At 36.8% G+C, this 15724-nt stretch carries 17 protein-coding genes; 5 read left to right on the top strand and 12 right to left on the bottom strand.

Features of this window, described 5'->3' with window-relative positions:
- Positions 1-112 precede the first annotated feature (112 nt).
- From LGQ90_RS04460 to LGQ90_RS04445, 4 genes are all read right to left on the bottom strand, one after another.
- Entirely contained in the window at positions 113-703 is a 591-nt protein-coding gene (locus tag LGQ90_RS04460; protein WP_229338506.1) for a GNAT family N-acetyltransferase, read from the bottom strand.
- Positions 704-783: 80 nt separating this feature from the next.
- Positions 784-1323 carry a lipocalin family protein gene (locus tag LGQ90_RS04455; RefSeq protein ID WP_229338504.1) on the bottom strand — a complete coding sequence of 180 codons (540 nt, stop codon included), beginning with the start codon at positions 1321-1323 and terminating at the stop codon, positions 784-786.
- A 113-nt stretch (positions 1324-1436) separates the two neighbouring features.
- Positions 1437-1838, bottom strand: a complete 402-nt coding sequence (locus tag LGQ90_RS04450) for a DUF4268 domain-containing protein (RefSeq protein ID WP_229338545.1) — start codon at positions 1836-1838, stop codon at positions 1437-1439.
- 27 nt (positions 1839-1865) lie between these two features.
- Positions 1866-2549 (bottom strand): ZIP family metal transporter, encoded by a 684-nt coding sequence (locus LGQ90_RS04445; protein ID WP_229338502.1) that lies wholly within the window; start codon positions 2547-2549, stop codon positions 1866-1868.
- Positions 2550-2662: 113 nt separating this feature from the next.
- On the opposite strand from LGQ90_RS04445, the gene LGQ90_RS04440 reads away from it, so the two are divergent.
- Positions 2663-3817 carry a THUMP domain-containing class I SAM-dependent RNA methyltransferase gene (locus tag LGQ90_RS04440; protein WP_229338499.1) on the top strand — a complete coding sequence of 385 codons (1155 nt, stop codon included), beginning with the start codon at positions 2663-2665 and terminating at the stop codon, positions 3815-3817.
- Here the strand turns inward: LGQ90_RS04440 and LGQ90_RS04435 are convergent.
- The 3 genes from LGQ90_RS04435 to rlmD are packed head-to-tail and all read right to left on the bottom strand — an operon-like array spanning position 3814 to position 6466.
- Positions 3814-4518, bottom strand: a complete 705-nt coding sequence (locus LGQ90_RS04435) for a DUF6048 family protein (protein ID WP_229338497.1) — start codon at positions 4516-4518, stop codon at positions 3814-3816. The two genes, LGQ90_RS04440 and LGQ90_RS04435, sit on opposite strands and share 4 nt — an antisense overlap.
- Entirely contained in the window at positions 4499-5047 is a 549-nt protein-coding gene (locus LGQ90_RS04430) for a DUF6452 family protein (protein WP_229338495.1), read from the bottom strand. Before LGQ90_RS04430 ends, LGQ90_RS04435 begins: the two co-directional genes overlap by 20 nt.
- 9 nt (positions 5048-5056) lie before the next feature.
- Positions 5057-6466 (bottom strand): 23S rRNA (uracil(1939)-C(5))-methyltransferase RlmD, encoded by a 1410-nt coding sequence (gene rlmD / locus LGQ90_RS04425; protein ID WP_229338493.1) that lies wholly within the window; start codon positions 6464-6466, stop codon positions 5057-5059.
- 175 nt (positions 6467-6641) lie between these two features.
- Between rlmD and rocD the strand changes: the two genes are divergently transcribed.
- The gene (rocD, locus tag LGQ90_RS04420) at positions 6642-7922 is read left to right on the top strand and encodes an ornithine--oxo-acid transaminase (protein WP_229338491.1); all 1281 of its coding nucleotides are present in this window, start codon (positions 6642-6644) and stop codon (positions 7920-7922) included.
- Positions 7923-7990: 68 nt separating this feature from the next.
- Here rocD and LGQ90_RS04415 read toward each other — a convergent pair whose 3' ends face one another.
- The 3 genes from LGQ90_RS04415 to LGQ90_RS04405 are packed head-to-tail and all read right to left on the bottom strand — an operon-like array spanning position 7991 to position 10377.
- A complete protein-coding gene (locus tag LGQ90_RS04415) occupies positions 7991-8317 on the bottom strand; it encodes a CCC motif membrane protein (RefSeq protein WP_229338489.1) in 327 nt (108 codons plus the stop codon).
- A gap of 15 nt (positions 8318-8332) precedes the next feature.
- Positions 8333-8605 (bottom strand): DUF2752 domain-containing protein, encoded by a 273-nt coding sequence (locus LGQ90_RS04410; RefSeq protein ID WP_229338543.1) that lies wholly within the window; start codon positions 8603-8605, stop codon positions 8333-8335.
- Positions 8606-8622: 17 nt separating this feature from the next.
- Positions 8623-10377 carry a T9SS type A sorting domain-containing protein gene (locus LGQ90_RS04405; protein WP_229338487.1) on the bottom strand — a complete coding sequence of 585 codons (1755 nt, stop codon included), beginning with the start codon at positions 10375-10377 and terminating at the stop codon, positions 8623-8625.
- Positions 10378-10453: 76 nt separating this feature from the next.
- Between LGQ90_RS04405 and LGQ90_RS04400 the strand changes: the two genes are divergently transcribed.
- Both LGQ90_RS04400 and LGQ90_RS04395 read left to right on the top strand, forming a co-directional pair.
- The gene (locus tag LGQ90_RS04400; RefSeq protein WP_229338485.1) at positions 10454-10654 is read left to right on the top strand and encodes a hypothetical protein; all 201 of its coding nucleotides are present in this window, start codon (positions 10454-10456) and stop codon (positions 10652-10654) included.
- Entirely contained in the window at positions 10654-11205 is a 552-nt protein-coding gene (locus tag LGQ90_RS04395) for a Smr/MutS family protein (protein ID WP_229338483.1), read from the top strand. The genes LGQ90_RS04400 and LGQ90_RS04395 overlap by 1 nt, the downstream gene beginning before the upstream one ends.
- On the opposite strand, the gene LGQ90_RS04390 is transcribed toward LGQ90_RS04395, so the two are convergent.
- A complete protein-coding gene (locus tag LGQ90_RS04390) occupies positions 11202-12227 on the bottom strand; it encodes a hypothetical protein (RefSeq protein WP_229338482.1) in 1026 nt (341 codons plus the stop codon). The two genes, LGQ90_RS04395 and LGQ90_RS04390, sit on opposite strands and share 4 nt — an antisense overlap.
- Positions 12228-12315: 88 nt before the next feature.
- Here LGQ90_RS04390 and LGQ90_RS04385 point away from each other — a divergent pair, with 88 nt between their 5' ends.
- A complete protein-coding gene (locus LGQ90_RS04385; RefSeq protein ID WP_229338480.1) occupies positions 12316-13464 on the top strand; it encodes a cysteine desulfurase family protein in 1149 nt (382 codons plus the stop codon).
- Between the two features lie 400 nt (positions 13465-13864).
- Here the strand turns inward: LGQ90_RS04385 and LGQ90_RS04380 are convergent, their stop codons facing one another.
- On the bottom strand, positions 13865-15553 hold the full coding sequence (locus LGQ90_RS04380; protein WP_229338479.1) for a M23 family metallopeptidase: 1689 nt from the start codon (positions 15551-15553) through the stop codon (positions 13865-13867).
- Positions 15554-15724: the final 171 nt, after the last annotated feature.

Genomic DNA, 15724 nt, shown 5'->3' with positions numbered 1-15724 from the left:
GAGAGTATGTCGCCGCCTTCTTCTTGAAAACCCTTTATCTAACTAGATAAAGGGTTTTTTTATGCGCTATAGGGAAATAGAATAGCTTTAAGAATTATAAATAAGTTACAAGTCAATATTCCGGATTAATTCTTGCAAAAAGATCAATACTTATATATCTATCATTTTTGACCTCACAATCTATCATTCTCCCTTCGAAGTTGAAATTTAATTTACGTAAGGCTTTAGCCGAATTATCATTTTCAGTTTCTACATAAGCTTCTAAGCGATGTAATTTTAATTCTTTAAATAGGTAGTCTATCATTGAATTTGCAGCTTCACTAATTAATCCTTTTCCCCAAAATTCTGGTAACAACCAAAAACCTATTTCAGCACGATTGTATTCCTTGTGATAGTCATTAAAACCAATAGCACCGCAAAATTTGCCAGACTCATTTATGCCAATAGTCCACCATAGCCCGGAACCAGATCTCTCCAGGTTCTCATACCATTGCATTTGTTCTGCTGTTTCCTTAAGAGTATTATACTGGACACCATAATATTTTATTACATCTTTATTGGATAATCCTTTATGAATATTGGGTTGATCTTCTCTTTGAACCTTTTTTAATATCAACCTATCAGTCCTGAATAATGGAATTTCTTTGGAACTTCCCTGGTTAGTTATAGAATTTTCATTGTAAAATTGGTTATTGTCTTTCATATATGAATTAAACTATTCCTCGTTCCTACTTAATATAAAAAACACAATTTTCATGTGCTTCATATTAGTATATTCAGTTTCTACCTTGTGAGCACATATTTACCGGTTACATTTACAATATTGGTAAACCCGTTTTGGTTTATTTCATCTTCCTGCTCAAATAACAGAACCATTCTGTTTTGGGTAAGTTCATCAATGATCATTTCTCCAGGTTCACTTGAAAGTTCCTGACCTGTGCTTAATGTAACAAAACCTTCAGAAAATTTCATTGTATCTCCTTCAATACTCCAGTTTCCAGATCCTGAAGTCATATCTATCGGTACCTCATAAGTAATGCCCTCCATACTTAAAGCGATTGTATATGCTCCCTGAGAAGAATAAGTTCCATTATCATTAAATTCAATCACCGCATTGGATTCCGTAGATATTCCAGAAAAATTGAATGTGAAATCGGTTCCGGAAGCATTCATTTTTGTAGTACCGTCATAATCGATGGTTTCAAGATTCCATTCCCCCGACATCTCAGATGTATTGCCGTTTGGAGGTGTAGATTCATCTTCAGAACAGGAAATTAGAGAAATAAATAACAAGAAAAGCAGTGAAAATTTGATCGTTTTCATTTTTAAAAATTTTAGGTTGGTTAATAATAAAATGAAAAAGATGTGGTAGGGTCAAGACGAAAGGTCGCTATCTTTCTGTGAATCAAAATAATAAAAAATAGCCTTTGCCTTTTTTAATTTTTAATATAATCGCTAAAATCTTTAAAAAACTCCTCCAAACGCATCATTTGACCGGATAAAAATTGTTTTACTTGCGGCCATGTTTTTGGATCATGGATACTAACATTATTTAATTGAGTATAAATTCTTCCTATTATTTTACCTTCAGGCAATTCATAATTTTCTTCAAAAATAATTTCAGGTAAATATTCCTCCTTTAAGATGTTTTGTAATGATTGCATTTTTTCAAAATAATAAGCTCGTATCATTTCATCATCGTCAATAATATCAAGAGAGACCTGGGCAAATTTTCTATTGAAGGTAAATTTTAATTGAATTTCCTTCATTTTGGTATTATATAAAAGCCATTTGTGAGGATATTCTTTTCCGAAGCTGGTCCAGAATTGTTGCCGAATTTTCTTTGATTCTTCCTGACTAACATACTAAATAAAATAAGCAAGGAGAATACCCAAAATGATTACTCCTAATTTAGAGGCATTGAAAGAGTGATTTTTGGAAGATTCAAATAGAATCGTGGTAGATACATGAAGAAAAATACCAATTACCATTGCATTTACGTAAGTAGCATATTCAGAAATCAAAGGGACATTGTTTTTTAACCAGCTTCCCAGCGGTGTCATTAAAGCAAAAAAGCCCAAGAATAAGAATACTTTAGATTTGCTCAGTTTACTTTGCACAAGAAATACAGAAAGGATGGCTGCGACAGGTATCTTATGCACGACCACGCCGTGTAAGAGATGATTATCATTATCTAAGGGGAAACCTTCCAATAAGGAATGCAAACTTAAACTAATGAGTAGGAGTAAGGGAAAAGCTTTAGAATTCCCTTTAAAATGTAAATGCCCGTGTTCTAATCCTTTGGAAAGGAATTCAAGTATAATTTGCAATAAAAGACCAAGCATAATAAAAACTCCTATCCCTGAATCAGGTTCACTATATACGTCTGGAAGTAATTCCAGAACCGTTACCGCTAAAAGGTATGCCCCACTAAAAGCAAGTAGAAGTTTAAAACCTGAAGAACTGCCAGGTTTTAAAAAAAGAGAGATGATGTAACCCGCAATAACTGCAAGTATAGGTAATAGGTAAATGTATAGATCTGTAAGCAAAGTACTTCTGGTTGGTTGAGTTTGAGATGTCCATAACTAATGCTGAACAATCCCGTAATAATTATACTTTCGGACAAAATTAACTTATTTTTGTGGTTCTTTAAAGAAGGATTATGGATAACTACAGAATGATCGCCAAGACCCTTTATGGTTTTGAATCGATCCTCGCAAAAGAACTACTTGACCTCGGGGCAATGGAAATCAAAGAAGGGAACCGAATGGTTAGCTTCGTTGGCGATCTGGGCTTTATGTATAAAGCAAACCTTTGCTTAAGGACAGCCATAAAAATTCTAAAACCTTATGAGAGTTTCAGGGTAAATTCTGAACAGGAATTATACGATAATATCAAAAAGCTGCCCTGGGAGAAATTCCTGGCAGAAGATGGAAGTCTGGCCATAGACTCTGCCGTGCATTCAGAAATATTTACTCATTCACAATACGTGGCTCTTAAAAGTAAGGATGCTATTGTAGATAGATTTCGCGAGAAGTTTGGAAAGAGACCTGATGTAGATCTTGATTTTCCAGATCTGCGTATCAATATTCATATTGAAAATAATTTCTGTAATGTTTCCTTCGACAGTTCGGGTGATTCCCTTCACAAAAGAGGTTATCGAACGGCAACTAATATCGCTCCTATAAATGAAGTTTTGGCAGCGGGGATGTTGCTAATGTCCGGTTGGGATGGCCAGTGTGATTTCCTGGATCCTATGTGTGGTAGTGGAACCATACCAATTGAAGCGGCTATGATCGCCTGTAATATTCCGCCAAATCTTAATAGGAAAGAATTTGCTTTTGAAAAATGGAATGACTGGGATGAAGATCTGTATGAGAAGATTGAAGATTCTGCTTTAAAGAAAGTAAGAGATTTCCATTTCAAGATCAGGGGATATGATAAGGCACCTTCTGCAGTGATGAAGGCTAAGGATAATGTGAAAAATGCCAACCTTTCAGATTTCATTGAAATTGAACAAAAAAGTTTCTTTGAGAGTGTAAAGCAGAATGACGGATACCTTCATATGCTTTTTAATCCACCATACGGGGAGCGCCTGGAAATTGATATTGAAGATTTCTACGGTAAAATAGGGGATACGCTAAAACAGGGTTACGCGGGTACTCATGCCTGGTTTATCGCAACAAATTTTGATGCTATTAAAAGTGTTGGTTTAAGAGCTTCGAGAAAGATCAAATTATACAATGGCCCTCTAGAAGGAAGGTTATTAAAATATGTTCTTTATGAGGGTTCTAAGAAAAAAAGTAAGCAAGATTAATCCCTTGCTTTTTTGTAAAATGGAATCAAATAGGAGATAGAATATCCGAATCCTGCTCCAAACTCACTGCTATCATAAGTTCTTCCGAAACCGGGAATTGCGAGATTGTCAAAATTGGTAGGGCTATTCTGCCCAATTCTTCTTTTTAGCTGAACGTTAGCAGAGAGAAATAGGTTTCGGAACAATTCCACTTTTATTCCTATCATTACTTCCGCCCAACTGGCCGTTAAGCCTGTTGCTTCAGTATCATCTTCCCTAATGTCCGGTCCAAAATAGTTTGATGAAGTATAGATCCTGTATTCATCCAAAGTCTGGGAAAATGTAGCAAAGCCATATCGAACTCCCACGAAGATGGCATTTTGCATATCCAGCCAGTTTTCATAGGCATTATAATCTCCCCCAAGCTTTATATAGCTTCCATTGGTAAAGGTTTCAATATTATCCCCTTCAAAAGTGATCTTTTCAGTTCCTACTTCAGCTGCGAGATAGTAGTTCTTATAGATCCGATAATCCCCAACTAATTCTAACCCACTATAGTTATCATCCAATAAGGTTCTAATCGGTTTACTTAGATCTATCCCAAGCCTAATTCCATACTTTTCATTATATCTAAGTGTATCTTCAACAGATGCCTGTTGTTGCGCAGAAACCGAATATCCTACCAGAAGAATTAAAATTAAGCTAGAAAAATATCGATACATGCGCCTGATTTTGATCTTCAACATTTGGTTCTTCTATCTGTATATCCTGTATCCAGTTTGGTCCGTCTTCTCCACCATTTACAGCTTGCTTTAATCCCACATAGCTTATTTTATAGGCACAGGCACGGTTGATGTATTCTTCCTCACGACCGTAGGTGAAACTTATAGTATCTCTAGTTCCACTATTAGTAGCTGTACTATCTCCCTGAGCCGTATTCAGAGTGAAAACATATTCGGTTAGGTCGTTATCTGTTTTCAAAGGAATGGCAATACTGTCCCTGCTAAATCTATAATAGGGGACTGCTCCGCCACTTCCGGTGTTTACAACAAAATCTGTACTATCACTATCCACCGATCTTATACTAAGGTTCTGTGGAGCTTTGAGTTCGTCCGGTTCCTCAATATCATAAAATCTTATGATCAATAATGGGGTAGTTTCAATAGATTCCGCACAAATATCGTCACGCTGGCAGCCTAGCGAAACTAATAAAGCCAGAATAAGTACAAAATAATAATTAAGTTGTTTCATTTATTTCAACTATCGTTTTTCCAAACATACCACATTTTCAACATGGTGGGTCTGTGGAAACATATCAACTGCCTGTACCGAGGTCACCTTGTAGTATTCATCCAGCAAAGCGAGATCACGGGCCTGGGTTGCCGAATTACAACTAACATAGACAATACGCTGGGGTAATATACCAATAATTTGAGCCACCACGTCCTTATGCATTCCGTCCCGTGGTGGATCGGTAATAATAACGTCTGGATGGCCATGTTTATTGATAAAACTTTGTGTAAATACCTTTCGCATATCCCCAACATAGAATTCTACGTTGTCTATTTCATTTCTTTCGGCATTTTCTTTTGCATCTTTTATTGCTTCCGGAACTGCTTCAACACCAATTACTTTTTTTGCATTTTTCGCTACAAATTGTGCGATCGTTCCCGTCCCAGTATATAAGTCATACACAAGTTCATCACCTTTAAGATTGGCATAATCCCTGGTGATCTTATAAAGGTTATAGGCCTGATCTGAATTCGTCTGATAAAAGGATTTTGCATTGATCTTGAATTTAAGACCTTCCATTTCTTCAAAAATATGGTCGCGCCCTTTAAAGCAGATCACTTCCTGATCATAAATGGTATCGTTCGCCTTATTATTTACAACGTATTGCAAAGAAGTGATCTCAGGGAATTTTTCTGCAACTGCATTTAACAGCAATTCTCTCTGATCTTTTCTGTCTTCATAAAACTGAACCAGGATCATGATCTCTCCGGTAGATGTGGTTCTGATCATCAAAGTACGTAAAAGGCCTTCCTGGTTACGGGTATTGAAAAAAGCAAGCTTATTTTCAGTAGCAAATTCCTTTACGAAATTTCTTATAGCGTTACTTGGATCTGCCTGTAAATGACATTTTTTAATATCAAGTATTTTATCCCACATTCCCGGAATATGAAATCCTAAAGCATTCCTATTCTGAATATCTTCCCCACTCTGGATTTCTTCCTGAGTTAACCAGCGACTACTGCTGAAAGAAAACTCCATTTTATTTCGGTAAAAATATATTTCCTCACTTCCTAAAATAGGAGTGATCTCGGGAAGTTGAATTTTCCCAAGTCTTCTAAGGTTATTTTCAACTTCGCTCTGCTTGTATTCCAGCTGATATTTGTACTCCATATTCTGCCATTTACAACCTCCACAGGTTCCAAAATGCTGGCAAACAGGTTCTGTTCTTTTATCAGATAATGTATGAAAATTGGTAGCAGTTCCCTGGTAATATGATTTCCTTTTTCTTGTAGTTTGAATATCTGCCACATCTCCTGGAACTGCATTGTCTACAAAGATGACCCTTCCATCGGGTGATTTGGCGATTGCCTTGCCTTTGGCTCCGGCATCTGTAACTTCAATTTCAGTAAAAAGTTTGTTTTTATTTCGTCTTGCCATAGCGCAAAAATAGGATAATTAACAAGATTTAAAGAGGCGTCAGTTGAAATTTTCAGCAAACATTTAGTAATTTGCAGCTATTCGATTTTCAGGGATGATTTCTCTCCCTTTTCGTCTTATTTCAACCGAATAAAGAAGGAATTGCATAACAATAATTCAAAAACGAAAAACCAACATGCCATTACCTAAGATCAAAACTTCAGAAGAAGCTATACAACTTGAAGACCAGCATGGAGCACATAATTATCATCCATTACCTGCTGTACTAAGCAGGGGAGAAGGTGTTCATGTCTGGGATGTGGAAGGTAATAAATACTACGATTTTCTTTCTGCATATTCCGCAGTAAACCAGGGTCACTGTCATCCCAAGATAGTGGGTGCCATGCATGAGCAGGCATCAAAACTGGCGCTTACTTCACGAGCTTTTCATAATGACGTACTGGGAAGTTATGAGAAATATGCTACTGAATATTTTGGTTTTGATAAGCTACTCCCAATGAATACAGGGGCAGAAGCTGTTGAGACTGCTATTAAAATTGCCAGAAAATGGGCCTATGAAAGAAAAGGTGTAAAAGAAGCAGAAGCGCAGATCATTGTGTGTGCAAATAACTTCCACGGTAGAACAACTACGATCATTTCTTTTTCTAATGATGAAGGTGCACGTAAAAACTTTGGTCCCTATACTCCGGGATTTATCAAGATTAGTTATGATGATCCGGAAGCACTGGAAGCCGCCATCGAATCTAATCCGAATGTAGCTGGTTTTCTAGTGGAACCAATTCAGGGGGAAGCTGGTGTTTATACTCCGGCAGATGATTTCATGATGAGAGCGAAGGAGATCTGTAATAAACATAATGTATTGTTCATGGCAGATGAGATCCAGACCGGTATCGCAAGAACCGGAGGATTACTCGCTGTTTGTGGTCACTGTACCTGTGAAAGTCACTGTGAAAGACAGGAAACTTATAGTAAACCTGATATTCTAATTCTTGGGAAAGCACTTTCAGGAGGTAATTATCCGGTTTCAGCAGTTCTTGCAGATAATGAGGTGATGGATGTGATCCAGCCGGGACAGCATGGTTCTACCTTTGGTGGTAATCCTGTTGCGGCAGCTGTTGCTGTTGCTGCGCTTGATGTTGTAAAAGATGAGCATTTAATTCAGAATGCCCGAAAACTGGGTAAACTTTTCAGAAGATTGCTTGATGATTATATCAGGGAGTCGAATATTGTGAACCTGGTAAGAGGACGCGGATTATTGAATGCGATCGTTATCAATGATTCTGAAGAAAGTTCTACGGCCTGGGATATTTGTATGGCATTAAAAGAAAATGGGCTTCTGGCAAAACCAACCCATGGTAATATTATTCGTTTTGCGCCTCCTTTGGTAATGACTGAAGAGCAATTGAGAGATTGTGTAGATATTATCGTTAAGACCTTAAAGCAGTTCGAGAAGTAATTCGATATTGCACTTAAATAAAAAATCCCGCTAACAGCGGGATTTTTTATTTAAAGAGATATTTAGGCTTATCCACCATATTCTCTAAGGATCTCCTGTTGCATTTGTTCAATACCTTCAAATCCTCCAAATATTATGAGGCTTATAATAGAGCCAAGTATGCTCAGTCCACTAAGAACTAAACCTATAATTGCTAAAATTCTTCCGGTCTTTACATTTTGATAACCGGTATATAATTCTGGATCTGCATTATAAATTTCTGTTGCTCGTTTGGACATTACCAGAACAATGATACCAAATATAGCACCGGGTATACCATAACAGCAACAACCGATAATTGATAATATTCCAAATACTAAGATTAATGTTGAATTGGGTAGTTCTCTTTTTTCCATAGATTAAGTTGTTGGTTAGTAGAAAATATGAAACATTTTGAAAATATAAGCTCCGGCAATAATTACAGCGTTGAATATAATAAGACCAATTTTAATATTATAATCATATTTGAATTTAATGAAAAGATTGACCAGTAGAAAAATGAATAATATAGCTAAACTGTAAATTGCGGGATACATAAAAAAAGCCTGGCTAAATTCTCCCCGAAAAAGGAGCATCGCAGCCCGTTGACCTCCACAGCCCGTGCATTCAACGCCCAGCAGGCTTTTGTTGACGCAGGGAAACATATATTCTTCAAGACTACTCAATTCTTAATACCAATTTTCTTTGTAAGCTCTATATTGTCTGTTGTTTTTACCTTAACAATATAAACAGCATTACTCAAATTTGCGGTTGTAAAATTAAATTCTTTTTCCTTGGCCTTGAAATTTTGATTGAGAAATTGCTTTCCATTGAGATCATAGAGCTGCAAATTACTTAATTCAGTATCGTAGAGAATTTTTATTTCCAGCTGTTCCAACTGGTTATTCTGAAAGATATCTATGGTATTTAGTAGAATATTAGGCAATTTCCCTGTATTTTCTTCAGATATTTGAGGATCGGTTTTAGGATTTTCAGATGGAAGGTTTTCAATAAAACTTATAAAGAATCTATCCTTATATTCCCCTTCCGGCAATTTGATCTGTAAATATCCGGTTTTAATCCCAAAATAGAGATCTTCTTTAGCATCATATAAAAACACACGGTCTGGATTAAAATTATCAAATTCAGCTATAGAAAATTTTAGCGAAGTTTCTTTTTTCAACTTGATATTGAGCGGAATTAATTCTTCATCTCTTTTAGGTCTTACATTGATAAGGAAATCTTCTTCGGAAATCGACCAGCTGATATCCTCCTTAGCCTCTTCCATCTTCCTTGCATCCATCGCGTGATCCTCATCTACCGTGGAATAAGGATTAAAAGCCAGCGCGAGTTGTCTTACATAGGTTGAATCCAGTTCAATATTCAAAATTATTGAAGAATTTAAAGGTTCTGAAGATTTAAATAAGGAGAACCCTGGAGCCTCTTTTTGATAAATTCTTTGAGAGTTTTGAAAATAAACGATTCCATCTTTTTTACCAATGATCATAAATCCCTGAGCGATGGGCATTATTTTTCTGGGATATAGTTCTCCGGTTTCACCCGTCCCAATTTCAGAATCATATTTTTTAAAAACCGCCGGAAGATAGATCCCGGAGCCGGGAGAGTAGGTGCCGTAACCACCTTCATAATCTGATAAGTAATGAGAATTTCCATTCTTTTTGGAATCCCAGAAATAGGCGATTCCTGTACTAGCGGTGTTTTCTATTAAAAATTTATCGAGATCTAATGCGGAAGGATATGGATTACCTACCAGCAGCACCTGGTCTTTTTTAATGGACAATTCAATTTTGCCATCATTGGGAGTGCCTCGAAAATCGTAGACCTGGGCAGATCCGGAATTTATTTTTTCGCCTTCTACTTCACTAAAATTAGTGCCATTAACCCCTTTCATGCTAAAACCTTCACCAGGTAAAAGATCAAAATGGTCTCCAATATATTGCCAGTTGGAATAACTTGTCCCGGAGTAGGTATAGATCCATCGGTTAGAGATACTTAACGGATCGCTATGCCCTTCCAATGCTGAAATTAGTTTTGCTGTTCTGCTTTCGGTTGTTGAAAGCGGCTCGTTTAAATAATCACTTAACTGTTGTTTTTCATCGGTCACTTTTACGGGAAGTCCCCAGTAATTATAATCAAAGGCATTGGAAGTCCCTTTCTGAAACACCGATATACTACCATTCCCTGTATTCAAATTAGCTATTTTATCGCCCTGTAGTAACTGTGAGCCTTTCCGAAGATATAAACTAGCTTCAGTTTCCTTTTTATTATTTTTGGTCAGATCGATTCCCTTTTGGACAAAAATCAGCCGGTCTTTTGCATAGATATAGCTATCAGATTTTTCTGAAGGAGAGATATATAGCTGGGCGAAAAGTCCGCTTGTGCTAAAAATCAGTAAAAAAAGGATTGTAAGCCTCATGAAAGCCATAAATTTGCATAAATGTAAACAATAAAACTTTTAAAATTACTAAAGAAAGTTTTTTAACTTACTGAAAATGAACAATTCACAAATAATTAATACCGCTCTGATTGTAGTTGGTGGAGCACTTCTTATTTATACAATTTCAGTAGAAAATGTAAGTCCCTATTTTAAAATAATTGGACTTATTATAATTATGCTGGGACTGTATCGGGCTACAAATTACTGGGTGGCTACAAAAGATGATCACGAGAATGAAAATGAAAACAAGGAATAATGAAAGATATTAAACCTGGTGACCGAGTAGAATTGCTGGATGATGCTTTAAGTGGAGTTGTTCAAAGTATTGTAGGAGAAGATGTTGAGATAAAAACAGAAGATGGTTTTATAATGAATTTTCCTGCTGCTGATCTCGTGAAAATTCAGAATGATATTGACGACATTGATGTAGAAGAATTTGATTTTGAAGAAGTTCTAAAGGAAAAGGCTCCCGGCAAAAAGCCAAAATCGAATAGAATTAAACCAAAGGAGAGAAATACGCCTCCCATGGAGGTTGACCTGCATATTAATCAGTTAGTAAAATCTTCTCGTAGTTTGTCCAATCACGAGATGCTGAATTTGCAATTAGATACCGCAAGACATAAACTGGAATTCGCCATGAAAAAAAGAATCCAGAAGATCGTTTTTATTCATGGAGTAGGAGAGGGAGTTCTTAAAATGGAACTGGAATATTTACTGGGAAGATATTCCAATGTAAAATATTATGATGCCGATTATCAAAAATACGGTCTGGGAGCTACGGAAGTTTATATACTTCAGAATCCTTAATTGGTTTCCTCCGTTTCTTCTTCTTCCTCTTCTTCAGTGTCCGTCTCTCCACAATCAGGATCCTGTGAAGGGCATTGAATAAATTCTATCCCCGATTCAGCAAAATTACCAAAATCATAAGATTCATACTGGATTGATTCCCCGGAACCATCCTGCTTGATGAATTTAAGATCTTCCACAATGATTCGGAAGCCATAATTTCTGGTGATATTATGATCTATATATTCATCATGTTGTAACTGGGAAGTTTGCTCAGGATTCAAATAGTTTGAAATACCTTGTGCCGTCTGTAATGCTATTGGATTATCTAAATCGTCATTTGAAACTTCAAGTCTGGTTGGGACTCCGTCGTTATCGTCATCATTATCGAGGTAATTGGGAATTCCATCTTCATCGGTATCTCTATCCCCATCCGCATTGACGGGATCGTTATCTGGATTTTCAATTTCAATACTTGTTTCCACATTATCACCATCGTCATCTACATCCAGGTAATCGGGTATTCCATCGCTATCGGTATCCTGTAGATCCACTCCTTCGGCATTCCAGCCTTCCTCAGCATTTGTTAATCCATCTCCATCAACATCGATATCACCAGATTCATCTGCAAAACTGGTGGTAATAAAAACGGTAGCTCCGGTGCCACTGATCCATTCCTTAATTACCGCCGGTTCTCTTGGAGGCACCACATTACAGAAATAATCATTAGGTACTTCAGAATTAAAAATCCTGTAAACGATCCTGTTATCGGTACTGCTGGAACCGGTTAGGTCAAAGCTTATTTCTTCTTCTTCCGGAACCAGATTTCCATCTTCGTCAAGGTCCAGTAAATCCTTACGAAACTCAAGTGAAATAGATTCGAAAACATCATTATTATTTACGGCATAAAATACATTCTTATTCGGACCTTCGCAGAACTGGACGGTACTATCTTCAAAATCGAAGGTAGTAACAATGATCTCCCCGTCATCACAGGAATTAAGAAATATAAGCGATAATATGCCGAATAATAAACGTCTCATCAAGATGCTTTTTCAACAAAAATAAAGGAATCAAACTTATAAGTAAGAGATGTAGGAAATTATTTTATTTCCGTTAATTTTGCGACCTATGGAAAATGTGTATTTTGATTCAGCAGCTACTACCCAACTCAGGGAGGAAGTGGTCGATAAAATGGCCCGCGTTTTAAAAGAAAATTATGGAAACCCTTCTTCTGCCCATAGTTTTGGCAGGTCTTCAAAGTCTCTTGTAGAACAGGCCAGGAAGACAGTAGCGGGAATTCTTAACGTAAAAGCTTCAGAGATCGTATTTACTTCTGGAGGTACCGAAGCTGATAATCTGGCTCTGAATTCAGCCGTACGTGACCTGGGTGTTGAACGCATTATCACTTCCAAAATTGAGCATCATGCCGTTCTTTATACCGTAGATCAATTAAAACATTGTTTTGATATAGAAGTGGAATATGTAAATCTTGATTCCAAAGGAAATATTGATCTTTCAGACCTTGAAAACCGATTAAAAAGTTCAGATAAAAAGACTTTGGTTAGTTTGATGCATGTGAACAACGAGATCGGGAATATGATCGATCTTAAGAAGACTGCCCATCTGGTAAAATCATATAATGCCTTATTTCATTCAGATACCGTACAATCTATAGGTCATTTTAATTTGGACCTTAATGATATTCCGGTTGACTTTACTGCGGTGAGCGCACATAAATTCCATGGGCCAAAAGGTGTTGGATTTGCTTTTATACGTCGAAATTCAGGGTTAAAACCACTCATTTTCGGAGGAGAGCAGGAGAGAGGGCATCGTGCAGGAACTGAAGGGGTACATAATATTGTTGGGCTTGAAGAATCACTAAAGCTTGCTTATGAAAATCTGGAAGAAGAAAAGGAGTATACGCTTTCCTTAAAAAAGTATTTTATTGAAAGCTTAAAACAAAAAATCCCCGGCGTAAAATTTAATGGGGAATGTGAAGATCTTGAAAAGAGTACCTATACTTTAATTAATGTATGTCTTCCGCTAAGTCCGGAAAAAGCATTGATGCTATTGTTTCAACTGGATCTTAAAGGAATTGCCTGTTCCAAAGGTAGCGCTTGCCAGAGCGGAAGTGAAAAAGGCTCTCATGTATTGAATGCTTTTCTATCTGAAGAAGATATTAAAAAACCATCACTGAGGTTTTCATTCTCCAGATACAACACTAAAGAAGAGATAGATTATGTAATCAAAACTCTTAAGGAATTTATTGAAAGCTAATCCATGAAATTATCTAGTACTCAAAATAGAATTTTAGGAGCTTTTCTTTTTTTGGCTGCCATATTATTTGCTTATTTTTCGGAAGGATTGTTGGTGAATTTTTTCGCGGGATTACTTTCTGGAGCCGGCGTACTACTTATGATCAAGGGTAGTTTAAGGCCAGGAAAAAATTAAATCGCTTAAATATTCGTCAAGCTGTATTAGTTTGTTTAGTCTATCTTAATAGTAATTCTTGACCGAACAGAGAAATTTCGAGCATTAACAGATTTCTTCCTTCACTAAGCTAAGGTTCAAAATGACAGTTCAATTGTAACTTCCGGAAAATATTCGTGAATCGTGGCTAGAATTAAATTTAACCAGATCTTCGAAACCTTAGTACTAGCCTAATAAAATCTATTTTTTATTTCCTGAAGAACTTCGCCGTATAAGTATTAGTGTTACCAACATTATCGGTAACGATCACCTTTAGATCATTCTCAGTTTCAGTAAGAACATCATCTGAGAAATAATGCGTAAGCGTATTGTTCTTATACTCATATTCCATCAAAATAAATTTCCCGTTTACCGTCGCTCTATAGGCTTCAATTCCTGAAAGGTCATCTGAAATTTTTACTTTCAGGGTTTCGTTATTCGAGATCCATTGGCCATCATAAAAATTTCCGGGACGAATGCTTGGGGCTGTAGTATCTTTAGCCAGGGTATATTTACCAAAGCTTCTTGTGCCGGTAGTAAAACGATTACCTTTCTTATAAGTGGTGGAATAATTTGGTCGGCCGTAATTTGAAAGTCTGGCGATGAATAGTTGTTCTCTTTCTTCCGCTGGATAATCACTAACGTCAAAACCAATGGTGAAATTTTTGTGTACAGGGATCTCGTCTTTATGCACTTCAACAGTATCTCCACTAAAATTTATATCCAGGTAAGCATCTTCATATAAACTTCCGCCGGGGATATATACATCTATTTTATCTCCTTTAGCAGAAAGTCCATTACTGGCACTGGCTAAATATTCAGTTTCTTTCTTATCTCTTTTTTTGATATTATCACTGATCTGGCCCTTGATAGGGATTCTAACTAATTTCTCGTTCCCTTTAAAATCGGTCACTTTTATGGTGTATTGGTAATCGAGGCTGTCTTTGACATTTAACATACCCTCATTACTAAGTTCTCCATAGATGCTCAATGGATTGTTAGGAGTTCTAAAAAGCTTTTGTACGCGGCTTTTATGGTTGGCATAGTACTCATAATCTATAAGCTGATTCAAATGCCTGGTTTCAGCAAACGAAAATTTATCGAAGTTAGCCACGAAAACCTGATCTCCATTGAGATTTGCTTCAATTTTAAAAACACCATTATGATTATAAGCTCCATCTTGTTGATCTACAGTAGAGATACCAAAGCCTATTTCACCACAAGCTTCAACCTGGTTAACGGTATAGGTGCCATCATTTAAAGGGATCAATCTTAATTTTTGACGTTCCTGAGAATTATTCACATGGGCATCTTCACCAAGAGGATAAGCAAATAGACCTTCGATCATAGGTTTTTTGCTATCAGGAACATCGAGTCCGAACATTTGAGCATTCATGGGTCGCTGACTTCCATCACGTATTTCAAAATGCAAATGCGGCCCGCCGCTGCCGCCGGTATTTCCACTATATGCGATCAATTCGCCTTGTTCCACAGCAAGTTCCCCGGGTTCAGGAAAAAGTTCTATTTCATAAGAATCTTTTGCGTATTGCTGTTTTCTAAGATACTCTTTAAGTTTAGGGGCAAGTTTCTGAAGATGGCCATATACCGTGGTATATCCATTGGGATGCTGAATATAAAGAGCTTTTCCATAGCCATAATGCTGAATATTGATCCGGCTTATATATCCTGCCGCTGAAGCTTTTACTTCCAGGCCTTCGCGTTGCTGGGTTTTTATGTCCAGGCCGCTGTGAAAATGATTGGATCTTAACTCTCCAAAGGTTCCCGCAAGAACTATTGGAACATCCAGGGGATTATGAAAGTAATCCTGTGGGAGGGAATTTTGTGCTTGTAACGTTGAAAATAAAATAAGAAACAGTAGGCTTGTTGCTCTCTTCATAAATCTAGGGTATTCTGTATTAAACCTGCCGTAAAGTTAATCAAACTTATCTCAAAATTAAACAGCTTGTTCACAGAGAATTATTGAGATTGTTGATTATTATTTTAAAACACCTAAAAAAGTATTGGGATATTACAAAGCGTATGTTAACTTTGTAAGGGTTCACATCGG

The sequence above is a fragment of the Christiangramia sediminis genome (genome assembly GCF_020552705.1).
Classification (GTDB): domain Bacteria; phylum Bacteroidota; class Bacteroidia; order Flavobacteriales; family Flavobacteriaceae; genus Christiangramia; species Christiangramia sediminis.
This window is presented reverse-complemented; position numbering and strand designations above follow the sequence as displayed.